Genomic DNA, 18,384 nt, shown 5'->3' with positions numbered 1-18,384 from the left:
GTGTCGGCCGGGGAAGAGGCGGGGACAATCGGTACGGAGGGGACCGGCCGGCACTCCCCCACTTGGCGTTCACCGATTCTTCGACACCGACTGCTGGACGCGGCGTGAGATCTCGGACCCGGGCAGTCGATCCGCACGTACGGCATGCCGCGGGAGCGGTCAGATTCCGGCCTGCTCAGAGCAGGCTCGGCCGAAGGAGGAATGCGCTATGGGATGCAATTGCGGCGGGCGGGCCCGCCGAACCGTCACCGTCTACAGGCTCATCCAGCAGAACGGCGTCATCCGTGACTACGCCACCCTGCAGGAGGCGCACGCGGCGAAGAACAGACAAGGGGGAGCCGGGAGGATAGTCGTCGTCAACCGCTAGACGGAGCCCGGGAGTCGGCCTCCCCGGCCAGCCCGTCTCCCTGCGAGGAGGACGGGCCGTACGCAGAGGCAGACCCCGATGAACCGCCGACGTGCCGCAGCTCAGCGCACGTCGGCGCTCTTGTGAACGAAGCCGGGTCGGACCGGCTCAGCCCTACCGCCCGCCTCCTTGGCTTCCGCAGCCGGTTCACCGCGGGGATCGAGAGTCCGACGCGGCCGCCGAGGTTCATGGCGTCGCTCCTCTCCCTGCCGCCCGTCATCGCCGGGTGCTTCGCCATGCCCGATTGCGCACCCTCCGGGGAGAGTTCACAGCTGACTCAGCTTGCTCCTCCCCTGTGGCCGGATGGCGGCTGCCCATTTTCCGGACACGGCGCACAAGCGGGACGGGACACCAGCGTGCGCAGCATTCCCAGTGCGCCCCCATTCCCCGTACCCCCGGGTTGACAAAGGCCGCAGATTTCTCTGCGCGCTTCCCGCTACGAAGAGCGACCGAAACGCGGAACTCCGAACGAGGACAAGGGACTCGGCGGACTTCTCAGAGCGAGCGAGAAGAGACGTCAATCCGCAAGCGGGGGAACTGATCCGCCTCTCCGGATCGGGGCGCACAGAAGTCGCACGGCCCGGGCGCGGGCGGCGCGAAAGAATTTCCCGGCACACTCGATCACTGCGACTCCCCGGTCCCGTCCCGCCGCGATTCGGTGTCGGCAGAGCCGAAAGGCCCCACACTTCGACGAGTTCCGGTCTGATCCGCACGATTTTCGGTCGTTCAGGGCTGTGCGCGGGAGTGCCGGCGATGTGGCGGATTCGCGCCCTCAGACCTCGGGTGCGCTCCGCCAACCGGGGGTCATCGCGTCCACTCACCTGGCCCAAGGGGGTACAAGAGGCGCTTACTTGACAGGCCATCAGGTGCTTTTCACCGAACTGCCCGTGCAAGGAACGGACATGAGCGATGCGCGGCTGCGGAAAGCCGCGGCGCGACTCGTGTACCGAGCCTTTCCAACGGGAGGTGAGAACACCGGATTCCGTCCACGGATTCCCCTGAAAGGGGTCTCAGCATGGCCAGTTCGACCACCTCGATAACCTCGGCTCCCGACCCGTCGGTGTGCGGCCAGGACGTCGTCTTCACCGCCATCGTCAGCCCGGTGCCTCCCGAGACGGCGACGCCGACTGGCGACGTCACCTTCATCGTCAGTGACGACGGACCCTCGATCGTCGTCCCGCTGGACGGCGCCGGCCAGGCCCAGGCCGTCTTCAGCGGCCTCGGCGTCGGCGTCCACCAGGCCGTCGCCGTGTACAGCGGCGACGGCACCTTCGACCCCTCGTCGTCGCCGCTGGACAACCACACCGTCAACCTTGCTGACTCGACGACCACCGTCGTCGCCGACCCGAACCCGTCGGTCTGCGGGGAGCCCGTCGAGCTCTGCGCCGTCGTCGTGATCGACTCCCCCGGAATCGGCATTCCGACCGGGACGGTCACCTTCACCGGCCCCGGCGGACTCAACCAGACCGCCACTCTCGACGTCGCCGGAGAAGCCTGCATCAGCACCGCCGTCCTGTCCGACGGCACCGTGACGGCCACCTACAACGGCGACGACTGCGCCGCCGGCTCGATCGGCACCGTCACTGTCGCGGTCGACCCCGCGCCGACCACGACCGTCGTCACCGCCGAACCGGATCCGTCCGTCTGCGGTGAGTTCGTCGAGATCTGCGCCGTCGTCACCGTCGATCCGCCTGGTGCGGGCCTTCCGACCGGGACGGTCACCTTCACAGGGCCCGGCGGCCTCAACCAGACCGTCACCCTCGACAACACCGGTCAGGCCTGTCTTACGTACAACCTCCTGGCCACCGGCACCATCACCGCCACCTACAACGGCGACGCCTGCGCCGCCACTTCGACGGGAACGGTGGGTGTCACCGTCAACCCGGCGGACAGCACAACGGCCGTCAGCGCGGACCCGGACCCGTCGGTCTGCGGCCAGTCCGTCGAGATCTGCGCCGTCGTCACCCCGACCGCGCCCAGCTCCAGCACGCCCACCGGAACTGTCACCTTCACCGGCCCGGGCGGACTCAACCAGACCGTCACCCTCGGCGGCGGCCAAGCGTGTCTCAACACGACCGCGCTGGCGACCGGCACCGTCACCGCCACGTACAACGGCAGCCCCTGCCACAACGGTTCCGTCGGTACGACCACGGTGACCGTCGAAGCGGCGGACACCACGACCGACGTCACCGCGACCCCTGACCCCTCCGTGTGCGGCCAGTCGGTCACCGTCTGCGCGACGGTAGCCGTCATCCCTCCGGGCGGCGGTACGCCCAACGGGTCGGTCACCTTCACCGGACCTGGCGGCTTCAACCAGACCGTCGCCCTGGACGGCATGGGTCAGGCCTGTCTGACGACGACCGCCCTGGCGACCGGCACCGTCGTCGCCACCTACAACGGCGCTGCCTGCTTCAACAGTTCGTCGGACACGGTCGCCGTGACGGTGAATCCGGCGGCGAGCACGACCGTCGTCAGCGCCGACCCGAACCCCTCGGTCTGCGGCCAGTCCGTCGAGATCTGCGCCACCGTCACCACCAACCCGCCCGGCTCCGGCACACCCACCGGGTCGGTCATCTTCACCGGACCAGGCGGACTCAACCAGACCGTCGCCCTGGACGGCATGGGCGAAGCCTGCCTCACCACCACCTCGCTGGCGACCGGCACCGTGGTCGCCACGTACACCGGCGACGCCTGCCACACCGGTTCGACTGGAACCTTCGGCGTGACCGTGGACCCGGCGGAGACCACGACCGTCGTCACGGCCGACCCGGACCCGTCCGTCTGCGGTGAGTCCGTCGAGATCTGCGCCACCGTCACCACCGACCCGCCGGGATCCGGTACGCCCACCGGGTCGGTCATCTTCACCGGGCCGGGCGGACTCAACCAGACCGTCCCGCTGAACGGCGCCGGCCAGGCCTGCCTGACGACGAACGTGCTCACCGACGGCACGGTCACGGCCACCTACAGCGGCGAGAGTCCCTGCTTCGCCGGCTCCGTCGGCACCGTCGCGGTCACCGTCGATCCCGCCGACACCACCACGACGGTCAGCGCCGACCCCAACCCCTCGGTGTGCGGCGAGTCCGTCGAGGTCTGCGCCCTCGTCACCACCAACCCGCCCGGATCAGGAGTTCCGACCGGCACGGTCACCTTCACCGGCCCCGGCGGACTGAACCAGACCGTCCCGCTCGACGGCGCCGGCGAAGCCTGCCTCACCACCGCGTCCCTGACAGACGGCACCATCACCGCCGTCTACAACGGCGACGCCTGCCACAACACCTCAACCGGCACACTCGCCATCACCGTCGACCCGGCGGCAACAACGACCGTCGTCACCGCCGACCCCAACCCCTCCGTCTGCGGCCAGTCCGTCGAGGTCTGCGCGCTCGTCACCATCGACGAACCGGGGTCCGGGACACCCACCGGCACGGTCACCTTCACCGGACCCGGCGGACTCAACCAAACCGTCCCACTCGACGGCAGCGGCGAAGCCTGCCTCACCACCACCTCGCTGGCCACCGGCACCGTCACCGCCACCTACAACGGCGACGCCTGCGCCGCCACTTCCACGGGGACCGTCACCGTCACCGTCAACCCGGCGGCGACGACGACAGTCGTGACGGCCGAACCGGATCCGTCCGTCTGCGGCGAGTCGGTCGAGCTCTGCGCGCTCGTCACCACCAACGCACCCGGCTCTGGCACACCCACCGGAACGGTCACCTTCACCGGACCCGGCGGGCTGAACCAGACCGTCCCGCTGAACGGCGCCGGCCAGGCCTGCCTGACGACGACCGTCCTCGCCGACGGGACCGTCACGGCCACCTACAACGGCGACAGCCCCTGCTTCGCCGGCTCGGTGGGCACGGTGACCGTCACCGTCGATCCCGCCGACACCACGACCACGGTCAGCGCCGACCCCAACCCCTCGGTGTGCGGCGATACCGTCGAGATCTGCGCCACCGTCACCACCAACCCACCCGGATCAGGAGTTCCGACCGGCACGGTCACCTTCACCGGCCCCGGCGGACTCAACCAAACCGTCCCGCTGAACGGCGCCGGCGAAGCCTGCATCACCACCGCGTCCCTGACAGACGGCACCGTCACCGCCGTCTACAACGGCGACGCCTGCCACAACACCTCAACCGGCACACTCGCCATCACCGTCGACCCAGCCGACACCACCACGACGGTCAGTGCCGACCCGAACCCCTCCGTCTGCGGCCAGTCCGTCGAGATCTGCGCCCTCGTCACCACCAACCCACCCGGCTCCGGCACACCCACCGGCACCGTCACCTTCACCGGCCCAGGCGGACTCAACCAGACCGTCGCCCTCGACGGCGCCGGCCAGGCCTGCATCACCACCGCGTCCCTGACAGACGGCACCGTCACCGCCGTCTACAACGGCGACGCCTGCCACAACACCTCAACCGGCACACTCGCCATCACCGTCGACCCGGCGGCAACAACGACCGTTGTCAGCGCCGACCCGAACCCCTCCGTCTGCGGCCAGTCCGTCGAGGTCTGCGCGCTCGTCACCATCGACGAACCGGGGTCCGGGACACCCACCGGCACGGTCACCTTCACCGGACCCGGCGGACTCAACCAGACCGTCCCACTCGACGGCAGCGGCGAAGCCTGCCTCACCACCACCTCGCTGGCCACCGGCACCGTGGTCGCCACCTACAACGGCGACGCCTGCGCCGCCACTTCCACGGGGACCGTCACCGTCACCGTCAACCCGGCGGCGACATCGACCGCAGTCAGCGTCACGCCGAACCCGTCGGTGTGCGGCCAGTCCGTGACCGTCTGCGCAACGGTGACCACCAACTTGCCCGGATCGGGGATTCCGACGGGGACAGTCACCTTCACCGGACCCGGCGGACTCAACCAGACCGTCACCCTCAACAGCGCCGGCGAAGCCTGCATCACCACCACCGTCCTCGCCACCGGCACCATCACCGCCACCTACAACGGCGACAGCCCCTGCTTCGCCGGATCCGTCGGCACGGCCGCGGTCACCGTCAACCCCGCCAACACCACCACGACCGTGTCCGCGTTCCCCAACCCGTCGGTGTGCGGTCAGTCCGTGACGGTCTGCGCCATCGTCGCCACCAGCCCGCCCGGATCAGGAGTGCCCACCGGAACGGTCACCTTCACCGGGCCAGGCGGACTCAACCAGACCGTCGTGCTCGACGGCTCGGGTCAGGCCTGCATCACGACCACCTCGCTGGCCACCGGCACCATCACCGCCGTCTACAACGGAGACACCTGCCACAACACCTCAACCGGCACCCGGGCGGTCACCGTCAACCCGGCCGCAACGACGACCGTCGTCACCGCCACACCGAACCCTTCCGTGTGCGGCCAGTCCGTGACCGTCTGCGCCACCGTCACCACCAACCCGCCCGGATCAGGAGTGCCCACCGGAACGGTCACCTTCACCGGACCCGGCGGACTCAACCAAACCGTCCCGCTGAACGGCGCCGGCCAGGCCTGCCTCACCACGACCTCGCTGGCCACCGGCACCATCACCGCCGTCTACAACGGAGACACCTGCCACAACACGTCGACGGGCACGGTCGCCGTCACCGTGAATCCGGCCGCAACGACGACCGTCGTCACCGCCACGCCGAACCCGTCGGTGTGCGGCCAGTCGGTGGAGCTCTGCGCCGTCGTCACCACCAACGCACCCGGCTCCGGCGTCCCGACCGGCACGGTCACCTTCACCGGACCCGGGGGACTCAACCAGACCGTCGCCCTCGACGTCACCGGCGAAGCCTGCTTCACCACCACCGCCCTGACCGACGGCACGGTCACCGCCACCTACAACGGCGAGAGTCCCTGCTTCGCCGGCTCCGTCGGCACCGTCGCGGTCACCGTCGATCCGGCACCGACGTCGACGGTGGTCACCGCCACACCGAACCCGTCCGTGTGCGGTCAGTCGGTGGAGCTCTGCGCCACCGTCACCGTGAACCCGCCTGGCGCGGGGCTCGCGACCGGGACGGTCACCTTCACCGGGCCCGGCGGACTCAACCAGACCGCCACTCTCGACGGCACCGGCGAAGCCTGCATCACGACGACGGTGCTCTCTACCGGCACGGTCACTGCCACCTACAGCGGAGACGGCTGCGCGGCGTCTTCGGCGGGGACCACCGCCGTCACCGTGAACCCGGCGGCCACGACCACTGACGTCACCGCCACACCGAACCCGTCGGTGTGCGGCCAGTCCGTGACGGTCTGCGCCACCGTCACCACCAACGCACCCGGCTCCGGCACACCCACCGGAACCGTCACCTTCACCGGACCCGGCGGACTCAACCAAACGGCCACCCTCAACGGCGCCGGCCAAGCCTGCATCACCACCACATCGCTGGCCACCGGCACCATCACCGCCACCTACAACGGCGACACCTGCCACAACACCTCAACCGACACCGTCGCCGTCACCGTCAACCCCGCCAACACCACGACCGCTGTCACCGCGACCCCCAACCCCTCCGTCTGCGGCCAGTCCGTGACGGTCTGCGCCACCGTCACCACCAACGCACCCGGCTCCGGCACACCCACCGGCACCGTCACCTTCACCGGACCCGGCGGACTCAACCAGACAGTCACCCTCAACGGCGCCGGCCAGGCCTGCCTCACCACCACCGCGCTGGCCACCGGCACCATCACCGCCACCTACAACGGCGACACCTGCCACAACACCTCAACCGGCACGGTCGCCGTCACGGTCAACCCCGCCAACACCACGACGGTCGTCACCGCCACGCCGAACCCGTCGGTGTGCGGCCAGTCCGTGACGGTCTGCGCCACCGTCACCACCAACGCACCCGGCTCCGGCACACCCACCGGAACGGTCACCTTCACCGGACCCGGCGGACTCAACCAGACCATCGCCCTCAACGGCGCCGGCCAGGCCTGCCTCACCACCACCGCGCTGGCCACCGGCACCATCACCGCCGTCTACAACGGCGACACCTGCCACAACACCTCAACCGGCACCCGGGCGGTCACCGTCAACCGGGCATCCACCACGACCGCTGTCACCGCCACACCGAACCCGTCGGTGTGCGGCCAGTCCGTGACGGTCTGCGCCACCGTCACCACCAACGCACCCGGCTCCGGCACACCCACCGGAACGGTCACCTTCACCGGACCCGGCGGACTCAACCAGACCGTCACCCTCAACGGCGCCGGCCAGGCCTGCTTCACGAGCACATCGCTGGCCACCGGCACCATCACCGCCGTCTACAACGGCGACACCTGCCACAACACCTCAACCGGCACGGTGAGCATCACCTCCACGGTCACCGCCACCACGCTGACGGCTCCGCCGGCGCAGGTCCGCCTGCGTACGAACGGTCAGTTCGTCATCCCGGCCATGAGCGCCACGCTCAAGGAGTCGGTGTCGGGCAACCCGATCGCGGGCAGGACGGTGCTCTTCACGGCCAACAGGCCGGGCGTACCGATCGTGCTCGGATCGGCGGTGACCGACGCCAACGGCGTGGCGACTCTCGCTCCGCCCAACTTCCCCGTGTCACCGACCGTCATCGCAGCGCCGACGTACACGGCCTCCTTCGCCGGAGCCGGCTGCCTCGGTCCGTCCTCGGCAACGGCATCGCTGACCTACGTGCCGATTCCGCTGCTGCCCTGACCCCTACGCCCATCCCCGCGACGACCACGCCGGGCCGCGTTTTCGCGGCCCGGCGTGGCCATGCCAAAAACATTCTCGGCGTTTCCGACGTTCCCAACGTTCTCGAAATATCCGGCTCTTTCGGCGGCGGGATCACCCTCCCCGCGCTCTTTGCGCATTTTGACTCGAACGCCCGGAGAGAGGCGAGAGGTTAACAGTGGTGCCTACGGACAGAGATTTTTTGGTCGCATTCCGCCACAACCGTTTTCCAGCCGAAGACACTCCACTACGTTGTCAGGCGCGAAACACCCCGCGAACCGGTCGGGTCAGACCAGCCCGTCTGACGGTTCTCCCGTTACGGGTCGGAGCTGCGCCGTGGAGCGCCACCCGTACGGAGAGGCAGCATGCGCTCACTGGAGACGCCCGCCCAACGCTCGTCCTCGCGTGGCGAAGACAGTTGAACAGCGAGTTCCGGCACCGCTGCGGAGCAGGCGTCCGTCCGTTCCACCCGCGCCTGTCCTGTTGCGACTGCTATGCGACAGCACTCCCGGCTCCACTGCGACCTCGGTGGATCGACGACTTCAGCACCCGCGAAAGCTGCCTTGAAAGAGAAATCATGAGAAACCCTCGAACTACGGCAACACCTCTGGCCGCCACCGTGCTTGCCCTGGCCATCACGGCAACGGCATGCAGCGGCTTGAACAGCTCCTCAGGCGATCAGGAGTTCAGCGGCAAGACGCTCCGGGTTGCCGGCACCTGGGACGGAGGGGAGGGGAAGGCGTTCAGGAAGGTGCTGGACGGCTTCACCGAGAAGACCGGCGCCAAGGTGAAGTTCGAATCGAGCCGGGCGACAGGTGTAGACGATTTCGCGGCTTTCATCCAGGAAAAGATCAAGACCAAGAAGGAACCCGACGTCGCGATGGTGCCGCAGGTCGGCGTGCTCCAGGATTTTGCCAAGAAGGGCTGGCTCGAGCCGCTGCCGCCGGAGGTCGAACTCGAGGCAGCGCGCAACTTCGCACTGGTATGGCAGAACTACGGGAGTTTCAGACGGATCTTCTACGGTCTGTACTTCAAGGCATCCCACAAGTCCACCGTCTGGTACAACCCGAAGACCTTCGACAAGGCCGAGGTGCTGCCTCCCACGAGCTACAAGGAGATGCTGAGGGTCGGCGAGAGGCTCGCCGCGACCGGCACTCCCGCTTTCTCCGTCGCGGGCAAGGACGCCTGGCCGCTCACGGACTGGTTCGAGAACATCTACCTCTCGCAGGCCGGCCCCTCCAACTACGCCAAGCTGGCCACCAATGAGATCGGCTGGACCGACCCCTCGGTCGTCAAGGCTCTGAAGACGTTCGGCGAGCTGTTCAAGGGCGACGACCTGGTCGTCGGCGGCGGCACGGAAGCGCTGCGTACCGACCTGAACGAGTCCGTCGGCGCGGTCTACGGCAAGGACCCCAAGGCGGGAATGGTCTACGAAGGCGACTTCGTGGCCGGGATCATATCCGGGGAGTTCAAGAAGAACGTCGACGACGACGCCAACTTCTTCCCCTTCCCCGCCATCGGTGAGGGCGAGCCTCCGGTACTCAGCGGTGGTGACGCCGCGGTCGCCATGAAGGGCGGCAAGAACAAGGACATGGCGATGTCCTTCATCCAGTACCTGGCCAGCCCCGAGGCCGCCGAAGTCTGGGCCAAGCGGGGAGGGTTCCTCTCCCCCAACATCAACCTGAACCTGGACGCCTACCCGGACGAGACCACTCGCAAGGTCGCCAAGTCCCTTGTCGACGCAGGCGAATCCGTGCAGTTCGACATGTCCGACCAGGCCCCCGGTGCGTTCGGCGGCACGCCGGGCAAGGGCGAATGGGCTCTCCTTCAGGACTTCATCCGCGACCCCTCCGATCCGGAGAAGACCGCGCGCAAGCTCGACGCGGCAGCGGCCAAGGCCTACCTCGACGCGTCGGCGTCCGGCACCGGGTGACGTTCCGGGCCGCAGGGACCCGGGAGCCCTCCCTGCTCGGCTGACCCTCCCCGACCCGACGGTCGGCCGATCCCAGCAGGCACGCCGCGGCTGAGCCGCGTGCACGCGCCTGCCCGACCACGCCAGGGGAAGTCACGTACCTCTCGCGGGAGTTCGCCGGTAGGGACCCGGCAGACCCTCGCGCCCTTGGCATGTCCGGCCGCGGCTGGAAAAGTCGCACCGCCACCGACTGTGACGTCCGACGTGTGGCGTGTCACAGACAACCAAGCGGCGCTGTGACAGCTTCAACTGCGTTACTCCTCAGTAGAGTTGAAGAGTTCCGGAGAGGATCGGATGAGCACTTCGGAAGCCATGGCCCTGGACGAACTGGTCGACACAGCGCGCTATCCCCTGTCGGATCTCGAGAGCTCAGCCGGAGCAGCGGTCGTCGACCGTGCCCGGCGCGAACTGGCGGCCGACGGCTGCACCGTGCTGCCGGACTTCGTACGCCGCTCGTTGCAGGAGACCCTCCAGCAGGAATGCGCGGCGATCGCCCCCAGGGCCCACTTCGACGTCGCGACCGTCAACGTCTACAACATGGCCGTGGATTCGGACCTTCCCGAGGACCACCCGGGTCGCATGGCCTTCGAGCGTGGCAACGCCTTCGTCGCCCGGGACCGCGTCCCCGCCGACTCCCTCATCAGCCGGCTCTACTCCCACACGCTCTTCCAGCAGTTCGTGGCCCGCTGTTTCGAACTGGACGAGCTGCACGAACTCGCCGACCCGCTCTCGGGGTTGGTGCTCAACGTCGTCCAGCCGGGGATGGAGCACCCCTGGCACTTCGACACCAACGAGTTCACGGTCAGCATGCTCACCCAGGAGGCCGAGGACGGCGGCATCTTCGAGTACTGCCCGAACATCCGCTCCGCCGAAGACGAGAACTTCGGCGACGTACGGGACGTACTCCAGGGCCACGGCGAGCAGTTGACGAGCCGTCTCCATCTGCGCCCGGGAGACCTCCAGCTCTTCAAGGGCCGGTACTCACTGCACCGCGTCAGCCCTGTCGCGGGCCGAGTGGCCCGCCATTCGGCGATATTCGCCTACAGCGAGCGCCCCGGCGTCATCGGGAGCATCTCCCGGACCGAGCAGCTCTTCGGCCGTGTCCTGGCCGAGCACCGGCTGGCCGCGGGACAGGCGGTGCGCGGCGACCGGCTGCTGGACTGAGAGCGAACAGCGTGACGGCACGGCTCGTCCGCGCTGCGAGTGATTCCCGCCGCGATCTCCATTGCGATCCCGACTGCGATCCCCACAGGAGCAATCCACGTGCGCTTCGACGCCACCGGAAAAGTCTCGCTCGACCACATCTACACCCAGCCCGATCCGCGCGCGTATTTCACGCAGTTGAGCCGCCTGGACTACTGCGTCCCGCAGCAGGCCAAGCCCTGGTTCGTGAAACTCATCGAGGAGTACCGCGAGTCCGAGAACGTCGCGGTTCCGAAGGTGCTGGACATCGGCTGCTCGTACGGAATCAACGCCGCCCTGCTGAAGTACGACGTGAGCATGGACGCCCTGTACGCCCGCTACTGCGACGACGGCACCGGGAGCGGCCCCGAGGAGACCTCCGGCGCCCTGCTGGCGCGGGACCGGAAGCTGGCACGCTCGCACCAGCCCGCGCGCCGCACCCGCTTCACCGGTCTGGACACCTCTGCCGCCGCCCTGGCGTACGGACTCGAGGCGGGATTCCTCGACGACGCCGTGCACGCGGACCTGGAGCGGGACGAGCCGACGGAGCGTCAGCGCGCCCAGTTCGCCGGGACCGATCTGGTGATCTCCACCGGGTGCATCGGCTACGTCACCGAGAGGACTCTTACGCGTATCGTCCGCTCCATGGGTGAACACCGGCCCTGGATGGCGCACTTCGTGCTTCGGATGTTCCCGTTCGATCCGGTCGAGCGCGCGCTCGCGGAGCTGGGTTACAGCACCATCCGGGTCGACGAGGTGTTCAAGCAGCGGCGGTTCGCCTCGGAGCAGGAGCAGGCGCTCGTACTGGAGACGATGAAGGAAGCCGGAGTGGATGCGCGGGGTCTGGAGTCCGAGGGCTGGCTGTACGCGCAGCTGCACCTCTCCCGGCCGGCCGGCACATCCGCGACGTAGCCCGGCCCGCAGGCCTCGCAGCGGGACGGGAAGCCCCACAGGTATCGACGAACTGAAGTGGAAGACGAATTGAACACCAGTCAGGGCAACGCCCACACCCCGACGTTCTCCCAGGAGGACCAGCTGCCGCGCGTGCCGCTGCCCACGCTCGAGGACAGCTGCGAGAGGTTCCTCACCTGGTGCGCGCCGCTGCTGGACGCCGACGAGCGGGCGGCGACGGAGGCCGAGGTGGAGGCGTTCCTCCGCCCGGGCGGCTGGGGGCAGGCACTGCAGTCCGCGCTGGAGGAGTACGACTCCAGGGAGGGCGTGCACAGTTGGCTCGACACGTTCTGGCCCTACCGCTACCTCGGGCGCCGGGACCGCATCGCGCTCAACGCCAACTTCTTCTTCCTCTTCCAGGATTCCGGCGAGTCGCAGGTGGAGCGGGCGGCAGGGCTCATCGCCTCGGCCGTCGCCTACAAGCGGCAGATCGACGAGGAGCTCATCCCGCCGGTGGCGCAGCGCGGGATTCCCCAGTCGATGGAGCAGCACAAGTACCTCTTCTCCAGCACCCGGATTCCCGGGCCGGAGCAGGACACCTGCCGCACGCCCTATTCCGAGGAGTGGCCCGGCCCGTCCCGGGCCCGGCACATCGTGGTCCTCTTCAGGGGCAACATGTTCCGGCTGGAGGTGCTGGGGGCGGACGGCGTCCCGCACAGCCTCGAGGACCTCGAGGCGGGGCTGCGCGCCGTGATGAAGGCCGGTGCCGAACCGGCCGCCCCCGACTCCTCGGTGGGCCACCTGACCACGATGGCCCGGGCGGAGTGGGCGGCGGCGCGTCAGTCGCTGATCGCGGGCCGCCCCGGCAACGCGGAGTCGCTCGAGGAGATCGAGACCGCGCTCTTCTGCGTGTGCCTTGAGGACTTCGCACCGGCGGACACCCAGAACGCCTGCGACGAGCTGCTGTACGGCGACCGGGGCAACCGCTGGTTCGACAAGGCGGTCTCGCTGGTCGTCTTCGAGGGCGGCCGGGCCGGTCTGAACGTGGAGCACTGCCAGCTGGACGGGACCACCGTCCTCAGCTTCACCGACGCCCTGCTGGGCACCCCAGCCGAGGAGCAGTCCAGGCAGTCCGGTGCGCGCTCCCAGGGCCAGCCGGCGCTGGAGCCGCTCGAGTTCGAGCTCGACGACACGCTGCGGACCCAAGTGCGCACCGCTGCCGACGCGTTCGCCGCGTACGGGCAGAGCACGGCGACGCGCACCGTCTCCTTCGACGACTTCGGCAGCAAGGCCGCCAAGGCGCTGCGGGTCTCCCCCGACGCGTTCGTGCAGGCCGCCTACCAGCTGGCCCACCAGCGGGCCAAGGGGCACCTGGGTGCCACGTACGAGTCCATCGCGACGCGTCAGTACCGCCACGGCCGGACCGAGGCGATGAGGGTGGTCACCCCCGAGATGTTCGACTTCGTGGCGGCGATGGACGACCCGGGAGCCGACGGGGACACACGCCGTTCCGCGTTCAGGGCGGCCGCTGAGAAGCACGTGGCCCGCGCCAAGGAGTGCCAGGCGATCCAGGCTCCCGAACAGCACCTGTGGGAGCTGGAGTTGATCCAGAAGCGGCGCGGCGACGATGTGGGCGTGCCGGAGCAGCCCTCGCTGTTCCGTACCCCGGGCTGGCTGACGATGCGGGACGACTACCTGAGCACCAGCTCCGCACCGTCCGTCAACATCCAGTACTTCGGCTTCGGTTCGACCAGCAGCCGCTGCATCGGCGTCGCCTATGTGCTCCTGCCGGACCGCTTCAACCTCTACCTGAGCACGCCGCTGAAGGTGGCGGACCAGATGCACACGTTCGCCGACCGCCTGCGCGAGGCGGTCTCCGAGCTGCGCGAGCTGCTCGCCGGAGAGCGCCCCGCGGACTGAGCTCCCCCGCTGCCGGACCGGCTGAGGCGCGGCCTCCCGGTCCGGCGGCGGAACGGCCTCAATCCCGTCAACTTCACCCGGGGCTCCGTCCGGCGCCAAGACGCTGCCCGAGCCCGGTACGACGACCGGCTCCGTCTCGACCGGCCCTGCCCCAACGGGGCACGGCTTCCGCTGCCCACGTGCGCCCCTGAATACGCGGGGCCCCTCGCCAGTGGCGACACATCCATACAAGTCGTATGCATCCACGGCATTCTGAGCCTGCTTTGCCCTGCCCTTCTGCACTTCTATTGACCTCCTGAAACCGGACTGCCAACATCGCCCATCACAGAGCGGCACGCGCGTTTCACCAGGCGGACCGCAAGGGCTTCCGGAGGGAAGATCAGGGATGTGGGTTCGCCGGATCCGTACGTCGGCGGTCGTAGCCGGGTGTCTCGCCATGACCGCGTGCGGCACCACGGGGACCGGACCGCACGAAGCGCTCGTGGTCGCAGACCTCTACACGCCCAGCCACTCCATCAGCGAGGCGGGGTTCCAGCCGTACATGAAGCAGGTCGAAAAGCAGTCCGGGGGACGGCTGAGCTTCGACTACCGCGACTCCGAGCAACTCATAGCCGTCGAGGACAACCCCTGGGCCGTGCGCACCGGGGCGGCCGACGTCGCGAACATCCTGTACATGGACAGCCAGATGCCGTTGATGTACGTCCCGCAACTTCCCGGGCTCTTCGAGGACCGGAACGTCGTGGGTGCGTCGAAGGCCTTCTGGAAGTACGTGCAGTCGAATCGGCGGATCCAGTCGGACTTCCGGAAGTGGAACATGAAGCCGCTGTTCTGCTTCACCACGACGAATTACCAGATGCAGTTCTCGGACAAGTCCGTCGACTCGGTCTCGAAGCTCTCCGGAAAGCAGATCCGTGCCGCCGGCACCATCCTGCCGCATTCGATCGAGGCCACCGGTGCCATCTCCACGGACCTCAACGCCGCCGAAGCCTATGACGCGTTCAACCGCGGGGTGATCGACGGGCTGAGCCTCTCGGTGACGAGCATGCGGGACTACTCGTTCTACGAACTCATCGAATCCGCGGTCATCGGAGTGGATCTGGGCGCGTTCCCGGTCTGCTACACGATGAACCTCGACCGCTGGAACGCCCTCCCCCGGGAGGACCGGCACACCCTCGAGGAAGCGGGCGACCGGGCCGTCGTGAAGGCGTCGACGCAGCTGCGCGACCAGGTCACCTCGGAGATCGAGCAGTGGAAGCGCGACGGGATAGACGTGCACACCGCGGAGCGGAGCCCGCGGCTCAAAGCGGAACTGGCGGACGTGGAAGGCGAATGGACTGACCAGTTGGTCGGCGACGGGATGAAGCGCGAGACCGTCGAGGACGCCATCGCCCAGTGGAAGCGGTTGCTGTCGCGAGAAACGAAGAAGTGAAGCCTGGCTTCGAGTCGGCACATCTCGAGAAGAGGGACCATGGCCAATCACGACGCACGTCCACCTGAGAAACGGGCCGCCGTCGACAGAGTTCACGATCTCGCGGCGAACCTCGCCGGCGCGGTTCTCATCGTCATCGCGCTCATCGTGCTCGCGGGCATCGCCTCGCGGGCTCTCTTCGGGCGGCCGATCCCCTCGAGCAACGAATTCATCAACAGCTGCCTGATGATCGCGCTCATCTATCTCTCCTTGTCGGCGGCCAGCCATCTGCGCATCACCGTGTTCACGAGGCGGCTCCCCCCGAAATGGGCGGTACCCGTGGAACGCGTCGTCCTCGGCGTCTGCGTCGCCGGCCTCTCGGTCACAGCGTGGGCGGCGCTCACGACCGCCGTCATGTCCGCGCGTACGGAGGAGTCGACCGTCGGTCTGTACACCTTCGACATCGCCCCGTTCAGGTTCCTGATCTTCGCCGGAATCTGCCTGCTGCTGCTCCGGGTGGTGCGCGAGGGCCGGGCCTGGCTGGCCGAGGAGAGGCCCCAGACCGGCGAAGCGATCGACGAGGACTCCGGTCGCGGTGGGCGCGACGAATCCCCTGCCGGGGCCGGCAACGCCGCGAAAGACACATGACATGGAAACCCTCGGCATTCTGACCAGCCTCATCTCCCTGATCGTCCTTCTCGGCATCGGTACGCCTGCCGGCCTCGCGATGCTGGTTTCGGGAACGTGCGGTTCGCTGCTGGCCTTCGGGCCCGACATCGCGATGACCTACCTGGGCACCTCCGTCTACCGCGAATCGGCGAACTTCGTGCTGCTGTCGATTCCGCTCTTCGTCTTCATGGGCGCGCTCGGGACACAAGGCGGCCTGTGGGGACGGCTGTTCGCCTGGGCCTACTCCCTCGTGGGGCGCATCGGCGGTGGGCTCGCCATGGCCATCGTCGGCGCCGGAGCGGTGCTCGGCGCAGCCTCCGGGTCCTCGACGGCCAACGCCGCCGCCCTCGGCAAGGTATCGATCAGGGAGTCCAAGAAGTACGGCTACGAACAGCGCACCGTCCTCGCGTGCATAGCGTCGTCCGGAACCATCGCGGTGATGATCCCGCCCAGCATCACTCTCATCGTCTACGCGCTGCTGACCGAGACATCAGTGGCGCGGCTCTTCGCCGCCGGCGTCGTTCCCGGACTGCTCACGGCGGTGGCACTGATCGGCGCGGTGGCGGTCATCGCCAGGGTGCGTCCCGAAAGCCTCCCGAAGGGACCCAGGTTCACCGCGCGGGAGCAGCTGACCGCGACGGGGCAGGCCGCTCCCATCCTGGCGGTGATCGGCCTGGTGATCGTGGGGATCTACGCCGGTCTCTACACGCCCACCGAGGCCGCGGCTGTGGGCGTGCTGGGCATCGGCATCCTGGCGCTGGTCTTCGGAAAGATCCGCTTCCCCCACCTGTTCGCCGCCGCCCGTGAGGCCGCGGAGACCACCGGCATGATCTTCATGATCATCGTGGGCGCCTTCATCTTCGGGCGGTTCATGTCGGCGACCAGGATTCCGCAGAGCTTCGCCGACACGGTCGCGGGGCTGCCGCTCGGCCCCTACCCCATCCTGGTCATCCTGCTGTGCGTCTACATCGTGCTGGGCGCCTTCATGGACCAACTCGCCATCCAGGTGCTCACCATCCCGATCGTCTTCCCGCTGATCGAGACCTTCGGATTCGATCCGTACTGGTTCGCGATCATCTTCGTCAAGACAGTGGAGATCGGACTTCTCACTCCGCCCCTGGGGCTCAACGTCTACGTCGTCAGCGGAATGGCGAAGGTCCCGGTTGCCGAGGCCTTCCGCGGCATCTGGCCCTTCCTGGCGGCGGACGGGGTGATGCTCGTCGCCCTCGTGGCGTTCCCCGAACTGTCGCTGTGGCTCCCCGACCTGCTGCTGGGAAAGGCATGACATGAAGCTCGCCGTAGCACTTCACGGGGGAACCCGTGCGAGCGGCGCGGAACTCGCCGCCGACGCGCTGCGCACCGCCCACACCGCCCACGACGAGGGGTACTCCGCGGTGGTCGCGGGCCAGCACTTCCTCACCGGGCCGCGTGCCTATCTCCAGCCGCTTCCACTGCTGTCCCGGCTGATCCCGGAGACCGGCGAGATGCAGCTCGTGGCAGGGGTGTTGCTGCTGCCCCTGCTCCACCCGGTGCAGCTCGCCGAGGAGTTGGCGACGATCGACGCCATGTCCGGAGGGCGCCTGGTCGTGGGTGCGGGGCAGGGCTACCGCGACGTCGAGTTCGCCGCGTTCGGCGCTCCCTGGAAGTCGAGGCTCCAAGCCCAACTCCAGGCCCTGGACAGCATGATCGCGTGGTGGAGCGGCGCTGCCGTCGGAGACACGGACGCCACTTTGGCCATGCGGCCGATGAACGAGCCGCACCCGCCCGTCTGGTATGCGGCCGGCAACCGCCGCGCGTTCGGCCGCGCGGTCGACCGCGGCTTCACTCCTTTCATCGGCCCGCAGGCACCGCCGTCGCGCATAGCGGATCTGCTGTCACAGGCGCCTCGCCCCGGGCGGGTCGCCCTGCGCCGTGACGTACTGGTCACCGACGTGACGGGCCGGGATGCCGCCGACCGCGCGGTGCGTGAACGCACCGCGCTGTACGGCGAATGGGGATACGGCAGCGGCGCGGCCGGACCTGGCGAGCACCCCTATCTCGTCGGTACGGCCGAGGAGTTGCGCGGACAGATGCAGGAGCTGTCGGCCATGGGGATCACCGACCTCGTCATCCGTACGAACTGGCCCGGGATCAGCAACGACGCGAGCCGGGAGATGCTCACCGCGGTGGCGCGGTCCGCCCCCTCCCCCTCGCCATAGGCGCAGCAACACCGCTCCCTCGGCCGCCCGGCTCGGACGCGGGAGCGTAGACCACAAGGACCACTC

10 protein-coding genes are annotated in these 18,384 nt (G+C 68.5%); all 10 read left to right on the top strand.

All coding sequences use genetic code 11. The features are described from left to right. Positions 1-208: 208 nt before the first annotated feature. The 10 genes from H5J26_RS07795 (at position 209) to H5J26_RS07750 (ending at position 18,318) form a co-directional block, all read left to right on the top strand. Positions 209-367: a DUF7196 family protein gene (locus H5J26_RS07795; RefSeq protein WP_181764988.1), complete on the top strand. Its 159-nt coding sequence runs from the start codon at positions 209-211 to the stop codon at positions 365-367. A gap of 1,054 nt (positions 368-1,421) precedes the next feature. Continuing rightward, entirely contained in the window at positions 1,422-8,060 is a 6,639-nt protein-coding gene (locus H5J26_RS07790) for an Ig-like domain-containing protein (protein WP_181764987.1), read from the top strand. Between the two features lie 595 nt (positions 8,061-8,655). Then, the gene (locus H5J26_RS07785; RefSeq protein WP_181764986.1) at positions 8,656-10,011 is read left to right on the top strand and encodes an ABC transporter substrate-binding protein; all 1,356 of its coding nucleotides are present in this window, start codon (positions 8,656-8,658) and stop codon (positions 10,009-10,011) included. A gap of 333 nt (positions 10,012-10,344) precedes the next feature. Further along, on the top strand, positions 10,345-11,214 hold the full coding sequence (locus H5J26_RS07780; protein ID WP_181764985.1) for an arpA protein: 870 nt from the start codon (positions 10,345-10,347) through the stop codon (positions 11,212-11,214). A gap of 99 nt (positions 11,215-11,313) precedes the next feature. After that, positions 11,314-12,144 (top strand): class I SAM-dependent methyltransferase, encoded by an 831-nt coding sequence (locus H5J26_RS07775; RefSeq protein WP_181764984.1) that lies wholly within the window; start codon positions 11,314-11,316, stop codon positions 12,142-12,144. 69 nt (positions 12,145-12,213) lie between these two features. After that, positions 12,214-14,043 carry a choline/carnitine O-acyltransferase gene (locus H5J26_RS07770; RefSeq protein WP_210771101.1) on the top strand — a complete coding sequence of 610 codons (1,830 nt, stop codon included), beginning with the start codon at positions 12,214-12,216 and terminating at the stop codon, positions 14,041-14,043. 436 nt (positions 14,044-14,479) lie between these two features. Further along, complete coding sequence (dctP, locus tag H5J26_RS07765; protein ID WP_181764982.1) at positions 14,480-15,472, top strand: TRAP transporter substrate-binding protein DctP; 993 nt, start codon at positions 14,480-14,482, stop codon at positions 15,470-15,472. Positions 15,473-15,511: 39 nt separating this feature from the next. Beyond that, positions 15,512-16,099: a TRAP transporter small permease gene (locus tag H5J26_RS07760; RefSeq protein WP_181764981.1), complete on the top strand. Its 588-nt coding sequence runs from the start codon at positions 15,512-15,514 to the stop codon at positions 16,097-16,099. Position 16,100: 1 nt separating this feature from the next. Beyond that, the gene (locus H5J26_RS07755) at positions 16,101-17,405 is read left to right on the top strand and encodes a TRAP transporter large permease (protein ID WP_181764980.1); all 1,305 of its coding nucleotides are present in this window, start codon (positions 16,101-16,103) and stop codon (positions 17,403-17,405) included. A gap of 1 nt (position 17,406) precedes the next feature. After that, positions 17,407-18,318: an LLM class flavin-dependent oxidoreductase gene (locus H5J26_RS07750; protein WP_181764979.1), complete on the top strand. Its 912-nt coding sequence runs from the start codon at positions 17,407-17,409 to the stop codon at positions 18,316-18,318. The last annotated feature ends 66 nt before the right edge of the window (positions 18,319-18,384 follow it).

It is taken from the genome of Streptomyces albidus (ex Kaewkla and Franco 2022) (assembly GCF_013870515.1).
Taxonomy (GTDB): domain Bacteria; phylum Actinomycetota; class Actinomycetes; order Streptomycetales; family Streptomycetaceae; genus Streptomyces; species Streptomyces albidus.
Note: the sequence above shows the minus strand (reverse complement) of the source record. Positions and strands in the feature narration are given on the sequence as shown.